18 protein-coding genes and 1 pseudogene are annotated in these 20,462 nt (G+C 68.0%); 17 read left to right on the top strand and 2 right to left on the bottom strand.

The features are described 5' to 3' along the window. Positions 1–9: 9 nt before the first annotated feature. The gene (locus tag F0U44_RS17330) at positions 10–1,401 is read left to right on the top strand and encodes a cytochrome P450 (RefSeq protein ID WP_149729614.1); all 1,392 of its coding nucleotides are present in this window, start codon (positions 10–12) and stop codon (positions 1,399–1,401) included. 1 nt (position 1,402) lies between these two features. After that, complete coding sequence (locus F0U44_RS17335) at positions 1,403–2,251, top strand: SDR family oxidoreductase (protein WP_149729615.1); 849 nt, start codon at positions 1,403–1,405, stop codon at positions 2,249–2,251. On the opposite strand, the gene F0U44_RS17340 is transcribed toward F0U44_RS17335, so the two are convergent. Continuing rightward, entirely contained in the window at positions 2,208–2,810 is a 603-nt protein-coding gene (locus tag F0U44_RS17340; RefSeq protein WP_149729616.1) for a TetR/AcrR family transcriptional regulator, read from the bottom strand. The two genes, F0U44_RS17335 and F0U44_RS17340, sit on opposite strands and share 44 nt — an antisense overlap. A gap of 82 nt (positions 2,811–2,892) precedes the next feature. Here F0U44_RS17340 and F0U44_RS17345 point away from each other — a divergent pair, with 82 nt between their 5' ends. The 5 genes from F0U44_RS17345 (at position 2,893) to F0U44_RS17365 (ending at position 9,021) form a co-directional block, all read left to right on the top strand. Beyond that, positions 2,893–3,786, top strand: a complete 894-nt coding sequence (locus F0U44_RS17345) for a metal-dependent hydrolase (protein WP_149729617.1) — start codon at positions 2,893–2,895, stop codon at positions 3,784–3,786. Between the two features lie 9 nt (positions 3,787–3,795). Then, positions 3,796–4,881 carry a PDR/VanB family oxidoreductase gene (locus tag F0U44_RS17350; protein WP_149729618.1) on the top strand — a complete coding sequence of 362 codons (1,086 nt, stop codon included), beginning with the start codon at positions 3,796–3,798 and terminating at the stop codon, positions 4,879–4,881. Between the two features lie 12 nt (positions 4,882–4,893). Continuing rightward, positions 4,894–5,742, top strand: a complete 849-nt coding sequence (locus F0U44_RS17355; RefSeq protein ID WP_149729619.1) for an SDR family oxidoreductase — start codon at positions 4,894–4,896, stop codon at positions 5,740–5,742. Then, positions 5,739–7,262 carry a flavin-containing monooxygenase gene (locus F0U44_RS17360; protein WP_149729620.1) on the top strand — a complete coding sequence of 508 codons (1,524 nt, stop codon included), beginning with the start codon at positions 5,739–5,741 and terminating at the stop codon, positions 7,260–7,262. The genes F0U44_RS17355 and F0U44_RS17360 overlap by 4 nt, the downstream gene beginning before the upstream one ends. 109 nt (positions 7,263–7,371) lie before the next feature. After that, the gene (locus F0U44_RS17365) at positions 7,372–9,021 is read left to right on the top strand and encodes a patatin-like phospholipase family protein (protein WP_223163734.1); all 1,650 of its coding nucleotides are present in this window, start codon (positions 7,372–7,374) and stop codon (positions 9,019–9,021) included. Positions 9,022–9,286: 265 nt separating this feature from the next. On the opposite strand, the pseudogene F0U44_RS23780 reads toward F0U44_RS17365, so the two are convergent. Then, positions 9,287–9,376 (bottom strand): annotated as a pseudogene (locus F0U44_RS23780) (hypothetical protein); the annotation flags it as partial. Positions 9,377–9,544: 168 nt separating this feature from the next. On the opposite strand from F0U44_RS23780, the gene F0U44_RS17375 reads away from it, so the two are divergent. From F0U44_RS17375 to F0U44_RS17420, 10 genes are all read left to right on the top strand, one after another. Then, positions 9,545–11,080, top strand: a complete 1,536-nt coding sequence (locus F0U44_RS17375) for an acyl-CoA synthetase (RefSeq protein WP_149729622.1) — start codon at positions 9,545–9,547, stop codon at positions 11,078–11,080. Positions 11,081–11,082: 2 nt separating this feature from the next. Beyond that, positions 11,083–12,336 carry a cytochrome P450 gene (locus F0U44_RS17380; RefSeq protein WP_149729623.1) on the top strand — a complete coding sequence of 418 codons (1,254 nt, stop codon included), beginning with the start codon at positions 11,083–11,085 and terminating at the stop codon, positions 12,334–12,336. Between the two features lie 26 nt (positions 12,337–12,362). Further along, entirely contained in the window at positions 12,363–13,766 is a 1,404-nt protein-coding gene (locus F0U44_RS17385; protein ID WP_149729624.1) for an aldehyde dehydrogenase family protein, read from the top strand. A gap of 37 nt (positions 13,767–13,803) precedes the next feature. Beyond that, positions 13,804–14,205, top strand: a complete 402-nt coding sequence (locus tag F0U44_RS17390) for an SCP2 sterol-binding domain-containing protein (protein ID WP_149729625.1) — start codon at positions 13,804–13,806, stop codon at positions 14,203–14,205. Between the two features lie 24 nt (positions 14,206–14,229). Next, complete coding sequence (locus F0U44_RS17395; protein WP_149729626.1) at positions 14,230–14,451, top strand: ferredoxin; 222 nt, start codon at positions 14,230–14,232, stop codon at positions 14,449–14,451. Between the two features lie 2 nt (positions 14,452–14,453). Continuing rightward, positions 14,454–15,677 carry an NAD(P)/FAD-dependent oxidoreductase gene (locus F0U44_RS17400; RefSeq protein WP_223163735.1) on the top strand — a complete coding sequence of 408 codons (1,224 nt, stop codon included), beginning with the start codon at positions 14,454–14,456 and terminating at the stop codon, positions 15,675–15,677. A 112-nt stretch (positions 15,678–15,789) separates the two neighbouring features. Beyond that, on the top strand, positions 15,790–16,419 hold the full coding sequence (locus F0U44_RS17405) for a TetR/AcrR family transcriptional regulator (RefSeq protein ID WP_149729628.1): 630 nt from the start codon (positions 15,790–15,792) through the stop codon (positions 16,417–16,419). A 156-nt stretch (positions 16,420–16,575) separates the two neighbouring features. Further along, a complete protein-coding gene (locus tag F0U44_RS17410; RefSeq protein WP_149729629.1) occupies positions 16,576–18,108 on the top strand; it encodes an acyl-CoA carboxylase subunit beta in 1,533 nt (510 codons plus the stop codon). Between the two features lie 12 nt (positions 18,109–18,120). After that, on the top strand, positions 18,121–19,305 hold the full coding sequence (locus F0U44_RS17415) for an acyl-CoA dehydrogenase family protein (protein WP_149729630.1): 1,185 nt from the start codon (positions 18,121–18,123) through the stop codon (positions 19,303–19,305). A 10-nt stretch (positions 19,306–19,315) separates the two neighbouring features. Continuing rightward, complete coding sequence (locus F0U44_RS17420) at positions 19,316–20,455, top strand: acetyl-CoA C-acetyltransferase (RefSeq protein WP_149729631.1); 1,140 nt, start codon at positions 19,316–19,318, stop codon at positions 20,453–20,455. The last annotated feature ends 7 nt before the right edge of the window (positions 20,456–20,462 follow it).

The raw sequence follows: 20,462 nt of genomic DNA on the forward strand, positions 1-20,462 counted from the left end.
GGCGGCACGGTGAGCATCGCACTCGACGTCCCAGCCGGCAGCGGGCTGAAGACGATTCGCGGGGACGGGACCAACCTGGTCACCCAGGCACTGCGGTTCCGCACCCACGAGAGCCGGCTCCGGGAGTACGCACGGCTGCGGGAGACCTACGGCGACCTGTCCCTGATCAACAACCTGGGCCTGACCACCGTCGTCGCCCAGGGACCCGACGCAGCCGAGCAGATCCTCGTCAACCGCGACCGGGCGTTCGCCAACGCACCCGCCTGGGGGTACTACATCGGGCCGTTCTTCGAGCGCGGCGTGATGCTCATGGACTTCGACGAGCACCACGCCCACCGCCGCGTCATGCAGTCCGCCTTCGGCCGACAAGAGCTCGAGGGCTACCTCACCCGGATGATCCCCACCGTCCAACAGCGACTGCGTCGCTGGAGCAGCGGCCCGTCCTTCCGGATGCAGGACAACCTCAAGGAACTCACGCTCGACATCGCGCTCGACGTCTTCGTCGGAGTCCACCTGACCGACTCCGAGGCCGCCCGCCTTAACAAGGCCTTCATCGCCGCCGTCCGCGCCGGCGCCAGCATCATCCGCAAGCCCGTGCCCGGCCTGGGCTGGGACCGCGGGCTGAGGGCGCGCAAGGTGCTGGAGGAGTTCTTCCACACCCATATCGACCACAAGCGCAACGCCGGCGGCGACGACCTGTTCGCCAACCTGTGCCGGGCCCGGGACGAGGACGGCAACTCCTTCACCGACGACGACGTGGTCAACCACATGATCTTCGTGCTGATGGCCGCGCACGACACCTCGACCATCACGATGGCCACGATGGCCTACTACCTGGCCCGGCACCCCGAGTGGCAACAGCGCCTCCGCGACGAGGCCAACTCGCTCGACGAGGTCACCTCCCTGTCTGATCTCGACGCCCTACCTGCCCTGGATCGGTGTATGAAGGAGGCCCTGCGGCTCCACGCTCCTGTTCCGTTGCTCCCGCGCCAGGCGGTGAAGGACACCGTCCTGCTCGGCCACCACATCCCGGCGGGCACCCATCTGGTCGTGCCGCTCTATGCCAACCACTACGACCCGAAGATCTGGCCCGATCCGCATCGATTCGACCCCGATCGCTTCTCCGACGAGCGCCGCGAGGACAAGGCCCACCGGCTCGCGTGGGAGCCCTTCGGTGGGGGCGTGCACAAGTGCATCGGCCTCTACTTCGGCGGGATGGAGGTCAAGGCGACCTTCCACCAACTGCTCCGCAGCTTCTCGTGGTCGGTCCCCGACAACTACCGCTGGCCGCTCGACCTGACCGCCATGCCCGTCGTCAAGGACGGGCTCCCCGTCCACCTCGAACGCATCGCGCTCCCCGCCGCGGACATGCCTCGCGGCCCTTTCACAGGAGGAAACTGAGATGCCCGTCGCGATCGTCACCGGAGGAGCCCGCGGCATCGGCCGGGCCACCGCCGCCGCGCTGCTGCGCGAGGGGTACAGCATCGCGATCGGCGACCTCGATGGAGATCTCGCTGAAAACGTTGCCATCGGTCTGACGGCGAGCGGTGTCGGGGGACACCTTGACGTCACCGACCCCGAATCCTTCGCCGGCTTCGTCAAGGAGGTGGAGGCCAGGCTCGGCGCAGTCGACCTGCTCGTCAACAATGCCGGCATCATGCCGATCGGTCAGTTCCTGGACCTGGACGCCGATACCGACCGCCGCACGGTCGACGTCAACCTGGTCGGCGTCCTCAATGGCGTCCGCGCAGTCCTCCCCGGGATGACGGAGCGCGGTAGCGGCCACATCGTCAACATCTCCTCGATCGCTGGCAAGTGCCCTCCGCCGGGAGGCGCTGTCTACGCGGCCACCAAGGCCGGCGTGCTGGCGCTGGGGGAGTCGCTGCGCCAAGAGTTGGCGTCCCAGGGGGTCCGGGTCTCGACCGTGCTGCCGTCGTTCACCAACACCGACCTGGTGACCGGCACGAAGGGCCTGCGCGGGATCCGCAACCTCGAGCCCGAGGACGTCGCGCGGTCGGTCGTGACGGCGGTGCGCCGCAACCACGCGATCGCCTACGCGCCAGCCTCACTGCGGCACAACGTCCGGCTCTACGACAACCTCCCCGGATTCGCCAACGACCTGCTCACCAGGGCCTTCCGCGGCGACCGAGCGTTCCTCGACGTGGACCGCGACGCGCGCCGGACCTACGACGAACGGATCGGTCAGGTCACCCGGTCACGATCGGGACGACGTACTTCCGCGCGAACCTGAGCAGCTGCTGACGCGTCTTGAGCTCCACGGCGGCGTCCGGGGTAAGGAAGAGGGAGTGGACCAGGCGGGCGACGATCTCGATCCGAGCGGTCAGGGCGTCCGGATCGTCGGACTCGACATCGGGAAGCAGGATGGTGGTCGCAAAGTCGACGGCGAGCCTGAGCAGGTCTCCCGCTCCCCTCGACACCTTGGGAAAGGTGGTGTCGGGCTCGATCGACATGAGCTTGTTGAACAGCGCGTTTCCGCGGAGGTCGCCCACGAGGCCGGTGAAGATCAGCGCAACCCGCTCGTCGACGTCGCCGCTCTTGCCGGCCGATGCGGCGGCCCGTTCGAATACACGCTGGGCTTCACGGGCGAGGACTGCGTTGACGATGTCGTTCTTCGTGCCCAGGCGGCGGTAGACCGTGACCCGATCGACGCCGGCTTGCCGGGCGATGTCCTCGATGTTGGTCTTCCTGATGCCCAACGTCGTGAAGATCGCCAGCGCGGCATCCAAGATCTCCGTCGTGGCGGGGTCGGCCGCGGGCGCCTCGATCAGGTCGGACAGGCGAGACGTCATGAGAACAGCCTACTGCAACAAATTCTCGATTTTGTGATGTGCAACATTGCAATAAGAAGTGTTGCAGCATTACCGTCGATCCATGGCTAAGAAGACCGCGGCAAAGACGCCGTACACCCAGGAAGCTCACGTGATCGGTCCGCGGGACGTCGAGTTCGACTGGTCCGACGTGCCCCTGCACTACATCCCGGGGGAACCGTTCGCCACCCAGTTCTGGAACATCATGCACCTGGCCATTCCGCTCGGCGAGAAGATGATGGCCGGGTGCCTCGCCGAAGCTCTTCCCTACATCGAGGACCCTCGACTGCGCGAGGAAGCGGTCGGCTTCATAGGCCAGGAGTCGATGCACGCGGCCTCCCATGAGAGCTACCACGAGCACCTGGCGGCCGAGGGCATCGACATCGAGCCCGTGGTCCGCAACCTCGAGACATTGCTGCAGGTCTTCCTCGGCGACCACCAGCTGAAGGGCCGGGCCAAGGAAGTCTGGCTCAAGGAGCGGCTCGCCTTCTTTGCGGCCGCGGAGCACTTCACCGCCGTCGTCGGTCAGTGGATGCTCGAGGCCGAGGCGTGGGACGAGGTCGGCATGCACCCGATGATGAAGGACCTCCTCCGCTGGCACGGCGCGGAGGAGGTCGAGCACCGCAACGTGCTGTTCGACGTCTACCAGCACGTCGACGGCAGCTACTCGCGACGGGTGCGGATGTCGGTGGTGGCCAGCCTCGGCCTGTTCGCGTCCTGGATGATCACTGCCGACTACCTGATGCGGCAGGACCCGACAAGTCGCTGGTGGAAGCCCTGGCCCGTCCAGATGCTCAACTCCGTGCGCAAGCGGCTCCTCCCAGGCCCCTGGTTCTTCGTCGGCGAGCTGCCGAGCTACCTCCGGCCGGGGTTCCACCCCAGCCAGATGGGGAGCCTCGACGCCGCGATCGCCTACCTGGCGACCTCCCCGGCCGCGCGCGCGGCCGAACAGCGCTAGGGGGCGGCCATGGTTTCCGCAGGAGTGGTGCGGGGCGACACGCCGCTTCCCGATGACCGGGTGGCGCACCCAGCCGTGCGTGCCGGGCTGGCCGTCGCCGAGGTCTACAAGCGCGTCGTCACCGGCCCGTTGGAGCCGATGCTCGCCCGGTCCCGACCCGTACGACGCACCGGGTTCGAGCGTGAGGTCGTCGTTGCCGAGATCACCCCGGTCGCTGACGACGTCGTGAGCCTGACCCTGCGCTGCCCTGGCGGCGGTGAACTGACCGCCTGGCAGCCGGGGTCGCACCTGGACGTCGTTCTTCCCTCGGGACGCCAGCGTCAGTACTCGCTGTGCGGTGACCCGTCGGACCGGCGTTCCTACCGGATCGCCGTCCGCCGGCTGGCCGATGGTGGCGGGGGATCACGCGAGATCCACGACGATCTCGAAGTCGGCGACGTGATCACGATCCGCGGTCCGCGCAACGCGTTTCGACTGGCGGAGGCGTCGGCGTACTTCTTCGTCGCGGGCGGCATCGGCATCACACCGATCCTTCCGATGGTGCAGGCTGCAGAGGCCTCGGGAAGGCCCTGGACCTTGGTGTACACCGGGCGAAGCCGCGCCTCGATGCCGTTCCTCGACGGCCTCGCCACACTGCGCGGAGGCGCCCTCGATGTGCGGCCGGATGACGAGTGCGGCATCCCCGACCTGGACGAGATCCTGGCCGACGTCCCCCGCGGGCACGCGGTCTACGTCTGCGGGCCCCCTGCCATGCTCGACACGGCCCGGACCCGGCTCGCTGCCCCCGACTTCGAAGTGCACTCCGAACGGTTCTCCGCGCCCCCGGTAATCGGGGGTGAAGCGTTCGACGTCGAGCTGCGCCGCAGCGGCGTGACGATCCCGGTCGCTGCCGACCAGTCGGTGCTCGCTGCCGTGCGCGACCAGGTTCCCGACCTGGCGTACTCCTGTCAACAGGGCTTCTGCGGGACCTGCGTGGTCAAGGTCGTCGACGGTGACGTCGAGCACCGCGACCGTGCCCTGCTCGACTCCGAGCGTGAGGACTCGATGCTCATCTGCGTCTCGCGCTGCTCCGGTCCGCTGGTCCTCGATCTCTAAGAAGGAGTCGTCATGTTCGGGTTCAACGAGAAGTACGACGTGTGCGACAAGGTCGTCCTGGTCACCGGCGCCGGCAGTGGCATCGGTGCTGCCCTGGTCGAGATCCTGCACCGTCGCGGCGCGCGAGTTGCGCTCGTCGACGTCAACGACGGCGCCATCCAGGCGACGGCCGAGAGGCTCGGCGCGGCTGACGCGTGGGCGATGGCCGTCGACGTACGGGACCGCGAGGCGATGGCCAAGGCGGTCGACCAGGTGGTCGAGCACTTCGGCCAGCTGGACGTCGTGGTCGCCAACGCAGGGGTGGCGCCCGGGCCGAGCACCCTGCGCACCATTGCGCCGGACGAGTTCGACCGGGTCGTCGACATCAATCTGATCGGCGTCTTCAACACCGTGCACCCGGCCCTCGACCACGTCATCGCCAACCGTGGTCATGTCGTGGTGGTCTCCTCGGCAGCAGCCTTCGCGCCCGGTGCCGGACTGGCGTCGTACATGGCGAGCAAGGCCGCGGTCGAAGCGCTCGGCCGAGCGCTGCGGATCGAGCTGGCCGCGCACGGAGCGAGCGCAGGGGTCGCGTACTTCGGGTTCGTGCAGACACCGTTCGTGCGGCCACTCGACGAGGACCCGATCGCCCGCCAGGTCGACGCGATGATGCCGTGGCCGTTCAACCACCGCGTGAGCGCGCACCACGCCGCCCGCGTCCTCGCCGAGGGGATCGAGCACAGGTCCGCGTCGACCATGACGCCGGTCGTCTGGACGCCGTACGCGTGGTTCCGCGGGCCCTTGAACGTGGTGGTCGATGCCGCAGCGGCAACGTCACAAACGATGCACCGCCTGATCCGCGCCATGGAGGACGAGTCATGAGCAAGACCCACGAGGTCGTCATCGTCGGTGCCGGGTTCTCCGGCATGGCGGCAGCGATCAAGCTCAAGGAAGCCGGGATCGACGACTTCGTCATCCTCGAACGCAAGGACGAGGTAGGGGGAGTCTGGAGAGACAACACCTACCCCGGCGTCGCCGTCGACGTCCCCTCCTTCACGTACAGCTACGCCTTCGAGCCCAACCCGTCCTGGTCGCGCACCTTCGCGCCCGGCAACGAGCTGCTCGACTATGCCAAGCACTGCTCGGACAAGTACGACCTGCGCCGCCACCTACGGTTCCACAGCGACGTGCGAACTGCGCGGTTCGACGAGTCGGAGCACCTCTGGGTGCTGGAGCTGGCCTCGGGAGACCGCGTGAGCGGTCGTTACCTGATCTCGGCACACGGACCGCTCGTCACGCCGCAGAAGCCGTCGATCCCCGGCTTGGACGACTTCCAAGGTCATGTCATCTACACGATGGAGTGGGACCACGAACACTCCCTCGACGGCAAGCGCGTCGCGGTGATCGGCACCGGCGCTTCCGGTCTCCAGGTGATCCCCGCGATCGCCCCCGAGGTGGGCACTCTGACCGTCTTCCAGCGGACCCCGATCTGGGTGCTGCCCAAGGTGAACCCGCCGATCAACCGGTTCGCCAGCGGTCTGCTGGCCCACGTGCCGGGTGCGGCTGCCGCCGCGCGCCTGAGCACCAGCGCCGCGACCGAAGCGCTCCTGCTCTCGTTCATCTACAACAAACAGGTCCCGTTCGCGGTGAAGTCGATCGAGCAGCTGTGCCGGGCGCACCTGCGCTCTCAGGTACCGGACCCCGAGGTGCGACGCAAGCTCACTCCGACGTACGGCTTCGGCTGCAAGCGTCCGTCCTTCTCGAACAGCTACTTCCCGACGTTCCTGCGGGACAACGTTGAGCTCGTCACTGACGGCATCGAGCGGATCACGCCGACCGGCATCCGCACCGTCGACGGCGTCGAGCGGGAGATCGACACCTTGGTCCTCGCGACCGGCTTCAAGGTGCTCGACGTGCCCTACGACCTCCACGGCGTGGACGGCGAGACCTTGCTGGAATTGTGGGCCCGAGACCGCAAGCAGTCCTACCAGGGCGTGACCGTGCACGGCTTCCCGAACCTGTTCCTCAGTCCTGGCGCGTTCGGGCTGGCCGGACCGTCGCTCTTCGCCACGTTCGACCTGTGCCACGGCCACGCGCTGCGGGTCATCAAGGAGAGCCGGCGGCGAGGCGCGACCCGCGTCGAGGTCTCACAGGTTGCCCAGGAGCACTGGATGGAGAAGATGCGCGCTCGCGTCGGGCACACGATCTTCAACAATCCCTCGTGCGCCGGTTCGAACTCCTACTACGTGGACGAGCACGGGGACTCGGCGGTCCTCCGCCCCACGTCCACCGTCAATGCCTGGCTGGCCCAGCATCGCTTCCCGTTCAACGCCTACCGCTTTGAGGAACCGAGCGCGCCGGCGGTCTCGGCGCGCCGGAGGGCCACCCGGGCCGCTCGCTGATCGCTCGTGCCCGGCTCGGATCACCCCACCCAGATACAGATGGGATCGAATCGTGATGGACGCATCGGCTGATGCACGAACTCGCGACCACGTGCTCACCCTCCAACAGATGGAGCGTGCCCTGGTCAGGGCGAACGTCGACGAGCCGCAGGTGCTGACGGACTACGAGATCCGGCGGCTGCGGTACCTGATCTCCTTCGCCCGCCTGACCGTGTTCGAACCCGGCGCTGCGGGTGAGGGGCGGCGTAGCGGTCGCGGAGAGGTCGATCTCACTGCGGAGCTGGCGCCGCTGCGCGAGAGGGTCGTCGCTCGGCTCCGAGGTCCGCTGCGGACGGAGACGGAACCATCGCGTCGGCTGCTCGCGTCCCGCGAGGCCTACTACGAACTCGAGCAGCTTCTTGATGAAGGGCGAAGGGACGTCATCCGGCGGCACTCCTCAAGGTTCTCGGCCGCCGAGCTCGACGCCGAGGTCGGCGTCAAGAACCTGGTTCTCGTGCTGGGCGGAGGCGGTGGGGCTGGTTTCGTCTACCTCGGCGCCTACCGGGCGCTTGCCGATGCCGGTCTGCTCCCGGACTACCTGATGGGCTCATCGATCGGGGCTGTCCTTGGTGCCGTTCTCTCTCGGGAACTGCCGGTGCCGACAGGCGAGTACGTCGAGTTCGCCCGGTCACTGACGTACCGGAGCCTGCTCGGCCCGGAGCCCCCGCGACGGCACGGTCTTGCCGGCCTCATGTCCCTACGTTTCGACGAGTTCGCCGGGCCGATTTTCGAGCGGGACGATGGCCGCCAGATGCGGCTGCACGAGACGGTCATCCCGTTCGACGTCGTCGTGGCAGGCGTACACCGGCAGCTTTTCTCAAGACTGCCCTCGTCCTTCCGGCGTCGAGACCTGGCCCGGCTGCAGCTCGACAACCTCCCGGTGAGGCCGAGTGGTCTCGGGCCGCAGGCCGTGGGCAGGCTGTGGCAGGTCGCCTCGTTTATCGACACGCGCATGGTGAAACCGATCGTGCTGGGTGGCGACGACCTGACCCGACAGTTGAACGTGGTCGACGCGGCGTCGTTCTCTGCGGCGATCCCAGGCGTTCTGCACCACGAGACGAAGGATCCGGCCATGGTGCCGATCCTCGACGAGCTGATGGCGACTCGCGACGTTGCTGCGCTGGTCGATGGGTTCGCTGCGAGCAACGTCCCTGCTGAACAGGCCTGGATCATGGTGCAGCGTGGCCGGCTGGGGAGCCGCAACGCGGCGTTCCTCGCGCTGGACTGCTTCCACCCGCAACTCGACCCGCGGCACCTGTGGCTCACTCCGATCACTCGTGCGGTCAGCCTTCAGATGGTGCGGAACCTGCCCTACTGCGACCACCTCCTCCAGATGTCACCCACGCTGTCGCCGTTGAACCTGGCGCCCAGTGATGCTGCCCTGGACCGAGCCCTCACGTGGGGTAGTGAGTCGATGACGGCAGCACTTCCCTTTGTCACGGCGATGACCGAGACCGTGTGGTGGGAGGGTGAGCGACCGTCCAGCGACCGAGAGCGCCCGACGGGCCACGGCCGATTGCGAGCGATGCGCACCCTTCTGGGGGACCGCTTCAGGACTGGACTGGCCGCCCCGAGTCACAGTGCTCCTGCACGTGAGCGAGAAACTTCTGGAAGGTCCAGTCGAGCTGGGCGACGTCGTGCGGGTGCTCGAGCTGCTCGAACCCGACCAGGAGGAATAGCCCCATGTGGGCGTAGTTCCTGGCCGTCTCCGGATCGGTGAAGAGCTCGTGCATGGCCGCGGTCGTCACCGCCAGTCGCTGCTCGTCGACGTCCTGCTGGACGGCCGCGACGTCCTCGTCGTTGGCCGTCCAGGTCCGGATGGCAGCTTCGGCTCGGTGAGGAAGGTCGAGGGTGGCCTTCCGGAGCTCGTGGAGTCGGACCAGGGGATCGGGCAGTCGGTCCGCCATGGCGACTAGCTCGAGGGTGCGCGACTGGCGCCACGCCTCGAGGAGGTCGGTCTTGAAGGCCAGCCAGTTCGGAAAGTGCCGGTAGAACGAGCCCGTGGTCACCCCCAGGAGGTCACACAGCCTGCCTTGCTTCAGGCCGACATAGCCCTCGGTCGCCAGGATCTGCATCGCCGCCTCGAAGAAGTCATCGCGATTCCGCTGCCTGCGCACGGGTCTCCTCACCAGAACTCGTTGGACCCCGAACGTATCCCGAAACCGTGACGAACAAACGCTTGTACGGTAAGTCGACTTACCGTATCGTGGCGGCCGCCACAGGAATCATCAGGAGGCAAGTTCATGTATCCGGGCACGACTGCAGCACTCGAACCCGACAAGCCGGCCGTGATCATGTCCGGCTCCGGGCGGTCGCTCACCTACGGCGAGCTCGAGGACAGGTCCGCCCGACTTGCTCGGGCACTGCACGACCTCGGCCTGCGCACTGGCGATGTTGTCGCGCTGATCACCGACAACACCCCGGAGGCGTTGGAGGTCTACTGGGCCGCGCTGCGTTCTGGCCTCTACCTCACGACGGTGAACCACCACCTGACCCCGGGGGAGGCGGCCTACATCGTCAACGACAGCGGCGCTCGGGTCGTCATCGCGTCCGCGGAGCTGGAAGGCCTCGCAGTCGGGGTCGCCGGCCAGACCACGGAGGTCACGCACCGGATCTGCTTCGGCGGCACCGTGGAGGGGCACGCGTCGTACGAGGAGGTGCTTGCCGGCGCGGGCGAGCCCCTTGCGGCCATGCCGCGCGGCGGCGAGATGCTCTACTCCTCCGGCACCACGGGCTCGCCGAAGGGCGTACGTCCGCCGCTGCTGCCCCTGCAGGTGGACGAGCCTGGCGAACCGTTCACGGCGATCGCGCCGATGGCGTTCGGCTTCGGTACCGACACCGTCTACCTCTCCACGGCACCGATCTATCACGCGGCGCCCCTGCGCTTCTGCGGCGTCGTGCACGCCCACGGCGGGACCGTCGTGATGATGGAGAAGTTCGATGCCGAGGGGTTGCTCCGGGCGGTCCAGGACCACGCCGTCACCCATCTGCAGGTCGTCCCGACGATGTTCGTCCGCATCCTGCAGCTGCCCGACGACGCACGAACCGGCTTCGACATGTCGTCGCTCCGGATGGCCATCCACGCCGCTGCCCCCTGCCCGCCTGACGTGAAGGAGGCCATGATCGCGCTCTGGGGGCCGATCCTGCTCGAGTACTACGGCTCCACCGAGGGCAATGGTTTCGCGTTCATCACGACCGAGGAATGGCTCCGAAAGCGCGGGTCGGTCGGCACCAGCAAGCTGGGTCCGGTCCACATCTGCGACGACGAGGGTGAGGTCCTTCCGGTCGGCGAGGTCGGCACGATCTACTTCGAGCGTGACCGGGTCATGTTCGAGTACCACAACGACCCGGCGAAGACCGCGGCATCCCGCCACCCGCGTCACGAGTTGTGGTCCGCCGTCGGCGACCTCGGCTACGTCGACGAGGACGGCTACCTCTTCCTCACCGACCGCAAGGCCTTCGTCATCATCTCCGGCGGCGTCAACATCTATCCCCAAGAGATCGAGAACGTCCTCACCCTGCATCCTGCCGTCTACGACGTCGCGGTGATCGGGGTGCCGGACCCCGTCTTCGGCGAGCAGGTCAAGGCCGTCGTCCAGCTCCGCGCGGGACACGTGGGCAGTCCGGAGCTGGCTGCCGACATCACGGCCTATGTCCACGACCGCCTCGCGTCCTTCAAGGTTCCTCGTTCGGTCGACTTCGTCGACTCACTTCCGCGCTCCGCCACTGGAAAGCTCGTCAAAGGCGAGCTCATGAAGATCTACCTGGAAAGGGTCTGATCGTGACCATCGCTCCCACCAAACGGCCGTACGACCCCCTGGACGTCGCCGCCTACAGCTTCTGGGACCAGCCCGCGGAGGGTCGCGACGCGGTGTGGCGCGAGCTGCGTCGTGAGCGGCCGATCAGCTGGCACCGTCCGATCGAGGGCGGCATGATGGCTCCGGAGAACGACGGCGTCTGGGTCGTGACCACCCAAGAGCTGATCAAGGAGGTCAGCCTCAACCCGGCGATCTTCTGCTCCGGCGAGGGCACCATGTTCGAGGAGGTGCCGCCGGACGTCAACGAGGCAGCAGCCTCGTTCCTGGGCATGGACGCCCCGCGTCACGGGCAGCTGCGCAGGTTGGTCAGCTCCGCCTTCACTCCGCGGCGCGTCGAGCAGATCCACGCCCAGGTCAAGGTTCAGGCCCGCGAGATCGTGGACCACTTGATCGAGGTAGGGGAGGGTGATTTCGTCGACCTGGTGTCCAAGCGACTGCCGATGTGGACCATCAACGAGCTCCTCGGCTTCGACGCGCAGCAGCGCCAGGAGGCGGCATCGTGGGCGAACGAGCTGGTGTCCTGGGCGGACGAGGACGTCGCCGCCGGGCGTGAACCGGGGGAGGTGCTCAACGACGCGTTGATCGCGCTGCTCCGGTTGGGCTACGACTTCGCGGAGAAGCGCCGTCGCGCGCCCGCGAACGACCTGATGACCGGCCTCGTCCAGGCTGAGGTGGACGGTCAGAAGTTGACCGACGACGAGATCGCATCGTTCTTCGTGCTGCTCTCGGTCGCCGGCAACGACACCACCCGGCACACCATCAGCCTCACCGCGCGGGCGCTCCAACAGTTCCCTGAGCAGCGTGCTCTCCTGCTCGAGGACTACGCCGGCCGCATCGACGTCGCCATGGATGAGTTCGTCCGCTGGGCCACGCCCGTGATGACCTTCCGGCGCACAGCGACGCGTGACACGGTCCTGGGCGGACAGGAGATCAAGGAGGGCGAGTGGGTCGCCATGGTCTTCTCCTCAGGCAACCGTGATGAGCGGGTATACGCCGATCCCGACGTCTTCGACATCACTCGCAACCCCAATCCGCACGTCGGTTTCGGCGCAGGCGGGCCCCACTTCTGCATGGGTCAGTTCCTCGCGAAGATGCAGATCCGCGAGATCTTCGACCAGCTGCTCCACCGGGTTCCCACGATGGAGCTCGGCGAGCCGACCTACCTGACCGGCAACTTCGTCCGCGCGGTGCGCAGCATGCCCGTCGTCATCCGCTGAAGCACCTGCCCAACTGAGGAGATCCCATGACAACCATCGAGACGACCGCTGGCCCGGCGATCAGCAGCGATCTCGCTGCCACCCTGGGCACGCTGCGCGAGGTTCACCACACCGCGCGCACCCGGCCGCTGGCGTGGCGTGAGGCGCAGCTCAAGGGCATCGCCGCGATGCTCGAGGAGCGCGAGGTGGAGTTCACCGACGCATTGACCGCAGATCTTGGTCGCGGTGCTGACGAGTCCTACCTGGGCGACATCGCCGGAACCAACGGCGAGATCGCCTACGCGCTCAAGCACCTCAGGCGCTGGGTCAGGCCGAGCAAGGTCGGCCTGCCTCTTGCGCAGCTGCCCGGGCGCGCCAGCGTCGCGTACGAACCACTCGGGACCGTGCTGATCATCGGCCCGTGGAACTACCCGGTCTACCTGACCCTGAGTCCGCTGGTCGCCGCCCTGTCGGCTGGCAATTGCGCCGTCGTCAAGCCGTCGGAGCACGCACCAGCCACTTCCGCCGTGCTCGCCCGACGCCTTCCGGAGTACGTCGACAGCGACGCGGTGAAGGTGATCGAAGGCGGGCCCGAGGTCACGCAGGAGCTGCTGGGGCTGGGGTTCGACCATGCCCTCTTCACCGGCGGCACGGACGTCGGCAGGCTCGTCCTGGCCGGTGCCGCGTCGAGCCTGACCCCGGTGACCCTGGAGCTCGGCGGCAAGTGCCCGGCGCTCGTTGCTCCCGACGCTGACCTCGACGTCGTGGCCCGCCGGATCGCCTGGGTGAAGCTGATGAACTCAGGGCAGATGTGCATCGCCCCGGATCACGTGATCGTGCACTCCTCGGTCAAGGACGCACTGGTCTCTCGCATCGTCGAGACGCTCAAGGAGTTCCGCTCTGATCTGCCGGATGCCGGCCAGCGGATCGTCAACGAGCGGCAGTTCGACAGGCTCAAGGGCTACCTCGACGCCACCCGGGGCACGGTGGTGGCGGGCGGCGGCCACGACCGCGCGGCGCTGACGATCGAGCCGACCGTGATCCTCGACCCGGCGGCCGACGAGCCGTCGATGAGCGAGGAGATCTTCGGACCGATCCTCCCGATCGTCACCTACGACTCGCTCGACGACGTGATCGCAGGGGCGAAGCGCAAGCCGAAGCCGCTTGCCTTCTACCTGTTCTCCGGGTCGAAGCAGACCCAGCAGCGGGTGATCGACGAGGTATCCGCGGGAGCGGTCGTCGTCAACCATGTCGCCCAGCACTGCCTGATCCCTGGCCTGCCTCTCGGTGGGGTCGGAGCCAGCGGCATGGGCGCCTACCACGGCAGGTTCGGCTTCGAGACCTTCAGTCACCGCAAGGCCGTGCTGGTCAAGCGGTTCAAGCCGGACCTCAAGTTCGTCTACCCGCCGTACACGGAGAAGACGCTCAAGCTGCTGCGCCGGCTGGCCTGACGCCCACGTCCACAACGATCGAGAACGAGAGAATCCCATGACATTCGCCAACAGCGACGAGGTCCGCCACTACCTGGGCGGCATCTTCCAGAAGGCATTCAATGACCCGGAGATCGGGCAGAAGCTCGTGGCTACCGGCATCGTGCTGCAGCTCGACTACTCCGAGCCGGACTCCACGTTCGTCGTGGACATGGCCAGTCGACGGGTGGGCCCGGCTGCCGACCTGCCGCAGCCGACCGCGACCATGTCCATGGCCGCCACCACCGGCAACGGCTACTGGCAGGGCAAGGTCAACCTTCCGCTCGCGATGGCCAAGGGCCACATCAAGATCTCGGGCAACATCGCGTCGCTGCTCAAACTCGCTCCGATGACCCGCAAGCTCTACCCGGCGTACATCGAGACCCTGAAGAGCGACGGTCGCGAGGACCTGCTCGTTTGAGCCCGACAACGAAAGGCCTGTGACGTGAAGATCTCAGTCGACTACGAGAAGTGCACCGGGCTCGGCATCTGCGAGTCCCTGGCCCCGGACGTGTTCGAGGTTGATGACTCAGGCGCCCTCGTACTCCTCAAGGAATCGCTGAGCGACGAGGAGCGGGAAGCCGTGGAGGCGGCCGTCGCCGCATGTCCGACAGAGGCGCTGCGGCTTCACAGTGTGGTGACGACGCCATCGGTCGCGAGGCCGTGAGCGTGGAGAGCCTCGTCGTCGTTGGTGCTTCGCTGGCCGGCCTGCGGGCCGTGGAGACCGCCCGCAAGGACGGATTCACCGGCCGGGTCACGCTGATCGGCGCTGAGAAGCACCTGCCCTACGACCGGCCACCGCTGTCGAAGGCGTTCCTGGATCGCGGCGAGGACGAGCTAGCGCCACCGCGCCCGTTCTACCGCGACGAGCGGTTCTTCATCGAAGACCTGGACGTCGATCTCCTCCTCGGGTCGCCGGCAACCGCACTCGACCCGGCAGCCAAGACGGTGTACATCGGCAACCGGGGCGTGGCCTACGACGCGGTCGTGCTGGCGACGGGGTCTGGCGCTCGCCGCCTGCCCGGCACGGAGCTGCTGTCCGGGGTCCACGCGTTGCGCACCCTCGACGATGCCGAGGCGCTTCGCGACGCGTTGGCAGACGGTGGACCCGTCGTCGTGGTCGGTGGCGGCTTCATCGGCTCGGAGATCGCCTCGTCGGCACGCAAGCGCGGGTTCGACGTGACGATCGTCGAGGCGACTCCCGCCCCGTTGGCTCGTGCGATCGGCGCAGACATGGGAGCCGCGATCGCGTCCCTGCACTATCGCAACGGCACCACGCTGCTCTGCGGCACCGGGGTCGAGGCCATCGAGGGTGGTGGCCACGTCGAGCGCGTCGTGCTCACCGACGGGAGGACCCTTCCCGCCGCCATCGTGGTGGCCGGCATCGGGTCGGTCCCCGCCGTCGAGTGGCTCGACGGCTCGGGGCTGACGCTCGACAACGGCATCGTGTGTGACGAGACCCTGTGGACCGGCGTCGAAGGGGTGTACGCCGCCGGCGACGTGGCCCGGTGGCCTAATCCGACGTTCGGGTCCCTGCAACGCATGGAGAACTGGACCGCGGCAGCGGAGCAGGGCGCACGTGCCGTGCGCAACGCGCTCGACCCGGCCCGGGCGCAGCCGTACGCGACCGTGCCGTACTACTGGTCGGACTGGTACGGCGACCGCATCCAGTTCGTCGGGGTCCCGGACGCTGACGAGGTGGCCTGGGTGGAGGGTGCTGTCGATGACGACGGCCGCTGGGTCGTGTTGTACCGGGCGGGGGAACGCCTGGTCGGGGCACTTACCGTGCGGGCGCCTTCGGAGATCATGAAGTACCGCGGGCTGATTCAACGCGGAGCGTCGTGGGTCGACGCCCTGGAGTTCGCGACCTCGCGCCATCGCGCTCGCGCGTAACTGCCGTAGTCGGTCGGTGCCTGCAGTGCTGGCGCGGCTCGCCGACGAACTCGGTGTGGCTCGCGTGCGGCGGGGACCGGTTCGTAGGATGTGAGCGAGCAGGAGGTGCCGGGTGGCGGTCAGGACGAACCGAGGGCGTTCCAAGGGCAAGGCCCGGGGTCCGGTGGGGAGCACCTCGGACGCGATCTACCGAGCTGCAGAGGACCTCTTCTTCGAGCGGGGGTACGGCGGCACGACCCTGCGTGATGTCGCGGACGCGGTCGACCTGCAGGTGGGCAGCCTGTACAACCACATTGAGTCGAAGGAAGCACTGCTCTTCGCGATCATGAAGAGTTCTCTCGACGGCGTGCTATCGGCAGTCGATGCCGCTGTTGACGGCGTCGAGGAGCCCCTGCTCCGGCTCGAGGCCTTCATGAAGGCGACGATCGGGTACTACGGGACCCACATGCGGGAGTCGTTCATCGGCAGCACTGAGCTGCGGAGCCTTCCGACGGTCAGCCGTAGGAAGATCCAGAAGCTGCGCGACGCCTATGAGGATCGACTCATCCGCATCCTTGAGGACGCCGTCGCGCAGGGAGCGGACATCCCCCACGTGACGATGGCGGCGTACGCCCTCATCGCGATCAGCTCGCACGTTGCGTCGTGGTACCACGAGGATGGTCCACTGAGTCTGGACGAGGTCGCCGACCAGCTCGTGCGTACCTACGCGCCCCTCGCCGCTCTTCGTGCGCCGATCCGTTAGGGCCACCGCCCCACATCGGTGATCGCCGCCGGCATTTTCGAGAGCCGCCGGACGCCCGTGTCGTCGACCCGCTCGTAGCTCCGAGCCGCGGCGCGGTGTGTGCTCGTTGGTTTGCATCCACTTGACGTACAAACGCTTGTTCGTCATCATCGATGCGTGGCCACCGACCTGTATGACGAGCTCGACCGCCGTCTCGCCGCGGCGCGCCGCGGCGGTCCGCAGGCCGCCCGCGACAAGCACCGCGCGGCCGGCAAGCTGCTCGTCCGCGAGCGCCTGCAGCTGCTTCTTGATGACATCGAGGAGTTCGAGGACGGGCTGCTGGCGCGACACCTCGAGGACCTCCCGGCCGACGGCGTGGTCACCTGCGTCGGTCACGTGGACGGCCGCCGCGTGTGCGTGATCGCCAACGACTACACCGTCAAGGCCGGTGCCTGGGGCAAGCGCACCTTCGAGAAGATCACCCGGATGCAGCTGCTCGCCGACGAGCTCGGCGTGCCGCTGGTCTACCTCGTCGACGCCGCCGGCGCCCGCATCGACGAGCAGTTCGAGAGCTACGCCGGGCGCCATGCGTGGGGCAACATCTTCTACAACCAGGTCCAGATCTCCGGCCGGGTGCCGCAGATCTGCGCCCTCTTCGGCCCGTCTCCCGCGGGCGCCGCCTACGTCCCGGCGCTGTGCGACGTCACGATCATGGTGAAGGGCACCGCCACCGCCTACATCGGCTCGCCCCGCGTGGCCGAGATGGTGACCGGCGAGTCCGTCTCGCTGGAGGAGATGGGCGGAGCAGAGCTGCACGCCCGGGTCTCGGGCCTGGCCGATGTGATGGTCGCGACCGAGGTGGAGGCGATCGACGCGGTCCGCCTGTACCTCTCCTACCTCCCGGCCAGCTGGGAGCAGCAGCCGCCCAGGGTGGCTGCGCGACCGCCCCGTGACGTGGGTCCGCTGCGGGACGTGGTGCCGGCCAACGAGGCCACGCCGTACGACGTGCACCTGCTCATCGACGGCATCGTCGACGCGGACTCGTTCTTCGAGCACAAGGAGCTGTTCGCACCCGAGCTGGTGACCGGCTTCGCGCGGATCGACGGCTCGCCGATCGGCATCGTCGCCAACCAGTCCTCGGTCAAGGCGGGCGTGCTGTTCAGCGACTCCTCCGACAAGGCCGCGCGGTTCGTGTGGATGTGTAACGCCTACAACGTGCCCTTGCTCTTCCTCGTCGACGTTCCTGGCTACATGCTCGGCACCGTCGCCGAGCGGGACGGGATCATCCGGCACGGGGCGAAGATGCTGTTCGCGGTCGCCGAGAGCCGGGTGCCGCGGATCGCTGTGATCGTCCGCAAGGCCTACGGCGGCGGCTACCTCGGCATGTCCGGCAGCCCGATGAACCCCGACGCCGTTCTGGCCCTGCCGACGGCCAAGCCCGCGCTCCTCGGTCCGGAAGCCGCCATCGCCGGCGTTCACTACAACCGCGCCATGGCGATCGAGGACGAGGCCGAGCGTCAACGCTTCGTCGCCGCGCTGCGCGCCGAGTACGCCGAGAAGGTCGACGTCTTCCAGATCGCCAACGAGAACGCCGTCGAGGCGGTCGTGCCCGTCGAGGACCTGCGCGGCGAGCTTGCCTCCCGCTTCCGGGTCTACCGCGACCGTCGCAAACCAGAGATCCGCCGCCGCAACGGCGTCTACCCCGTCTGAGAGGACGACCCCATGTTCGTGACCGATGCCCAGGGTGTCGCTGCCGACCCGATCGCCGACAATGTCGAGCGCCAGGCCCTTCGCGAAGCCGTCCGCGCGATCGTTCGAGACGTCGCTCCGCCCGAGCGCCGACTGCCGCTGGACCTCGCCGAGGAGTTCGACGACGAGCTGCACGCCCACCTCGCCAAGCTCGGCGCCCTGGCGATCGGCGCCCACGCGGACCAGGGTGGCGAGGGCAACGCGCTGGACCAGCTGGTGGTCCTCGAGGAGCTGGCCGCGGGCCCGACCTCGATGGCGGTGTTCATGGTCGTGCACTACATGGGCGTGCAGGTCCTCTCCGTCCACGGAGACGCAGACCAGCGTGCCGCCTGGCTCGCTCCGTTGGCCGCGGGGGAGGCAAAGGTCGCGTTCGCGTGCACCGAAGCCGGCGGCGGGACCGACATCGGCCGCGCGATGCGCACGACTGCCCGCCGCGACGGGGACGACTGGGTGATCACGGGGGAGAAGTGCTGGATCTCCGGCGCCCAGCGTGCCGACTTCTTCGTCGTCTTGGCCCGCACCAGCGACGGCACGTCGATCGACGGCATCACGATGTTTCTGGTCCCCGCGACGGCGTCGGGCATCGAGGTCAGCGAGATCCCGACCGTCGCCGTTCATGGCCTGGACACCAACACCGTGGTCTTCGACGAGGTCCGGGTGTCGGGAGCGAGCGTGGTCGGTGAGCCCGACCTCGGCTTCCGCTTGGTCCTCGAGGTCCTCAATCGCGAGCGGCTCAACGCCGCGGCGGGTGCGATCGGCGCCGGGCGTGCCGCAGTGGAGTACGCCACCCGATATGTCGCGGAACGTGAGGCCTTCGGATCCACCGTCGGGTCGTTCCAGGCGGTGCAGCACCGGCTGGTCGAGGCTGCCGTCGCCGTCGAGGCGGCCCGCGGTCTCTTGGTCCGCGCCGCGTGTGTCGAGGTCGCCGGCGGACGGGCCGACGTCTTGTCCTCGATGGCGAAGCTGACCGCTTCGGAAGCCGCGGTCCGGGCCACCCAGACGGGCATGGAGGTCATGGGCGGTGCCGGGTTCAGCGTCGAGCACCCGATGCAGCAGTGGTGGCGCGACGTCCGTCTCTGGGTGTTCGCACCACTCAACAACGACATGGTCCGCAACTACCTCGGCGAGCAGGCCCTCGGCCTGCCCCGGTCCTTCTGAGGAGATCCTGATGCCCGAAGCCTTCATCGTCGATGCCGTCCGCACGCCCGTCGCGCGGCGCGGCGGAGGACTGGCGCACGTCCACCCGGGCGACCTCGCCGCGCATGTGATCCGCGCACTGACGGGCTGCGTCGACGTCGATCCCGCCGCGATCGACGACGTGATCCTTGGCTGCCTCGATCCGCTCGGACCGCAGGCCGGCGACATCGCCCGGCTAGCGGCGCTGGCAGCCGGGCTGCCCGAGACCGTCCCGGGGGTCACTCTCGACCGGCAATGCGGATCCGGCCAACAGGCCGTGCACTTCGCCGCGCAGGCAGTCATGAGCGGCACCGCCGACCTGGTCATCGCGGGCGGCGTGCAGAGCATGAGCCAGATCCCGCTGATGAAGGGATACGACGTGCCGGACCTCCCCGGTCCCTGGGAGAGCGCCGGTCTCGTGGCCCGGTACGGGACCCCCGAGATCAGCCAGTTCTGGTCCGCCGACGCCATCGCCGAGCGCTGGGACATCGGCCGCGAGGAACTGGAGAAGTTCGCCCTGGAGAGCCACTCCTACGCGCTCGAGGCCATCGACGGCGGCTGGTTCGAGGCCGAGATCGAGCCCTACGGCGGCGTGTCCGTCGACGAGGGCCCGCGGCGCGACACCGCCAGCGACAAGCTGGCCGCACTCGCCCCCCTCCGCGAGGGTGGGCGCAACACCGCCGGCACTTCGAGCCAGATCTCGGACGGGTCCGCGGTCTTGCTGATCGCCTCCGAGCGTGCTGTTCGTGAGCACGGGCTGCGACCGCGTGCCCGCATCCACCACCTGTCCGTGCTGGGCGAGGACCCAGTGCTGATGCTGACCGCGCCGATCCCGGCGACCCGCCGCGCTCTCGCGCGCTGCGGCCTGTCGATGGATGACATCGACCTGGTCGAGATCAACGAGGCCTTCGCGAGCGTCGTGCTCGCCTGGATGAAGGAGCTCGACGTCCCCCGGCACAAGGTCAACGTCCAGGGCGGCGCGATCGCGCTCGGGCACCCGATCGGCGCCACTGGCGCCCGGCTGATGACCACCTTGCTCGGCGCGCTGGAGCGCACCGGCGGCCGATACGGCCTGCAGACCATGTGCGAGGGCGGCGGTCAGGCCAACGTCACGATCATCGAACGGATCTGAGGAGACA

The sequence above is a fragment of the Nocardioides humilatus genome (genome assembly GCF_008373755.1).
GTDB classification, from domain to species: Bacteria; Actinomycetota; Actinomycetes; order Propionibacteriales; family Nocardioidaceae; genus Nocardioides; species Nocardioides humilatus.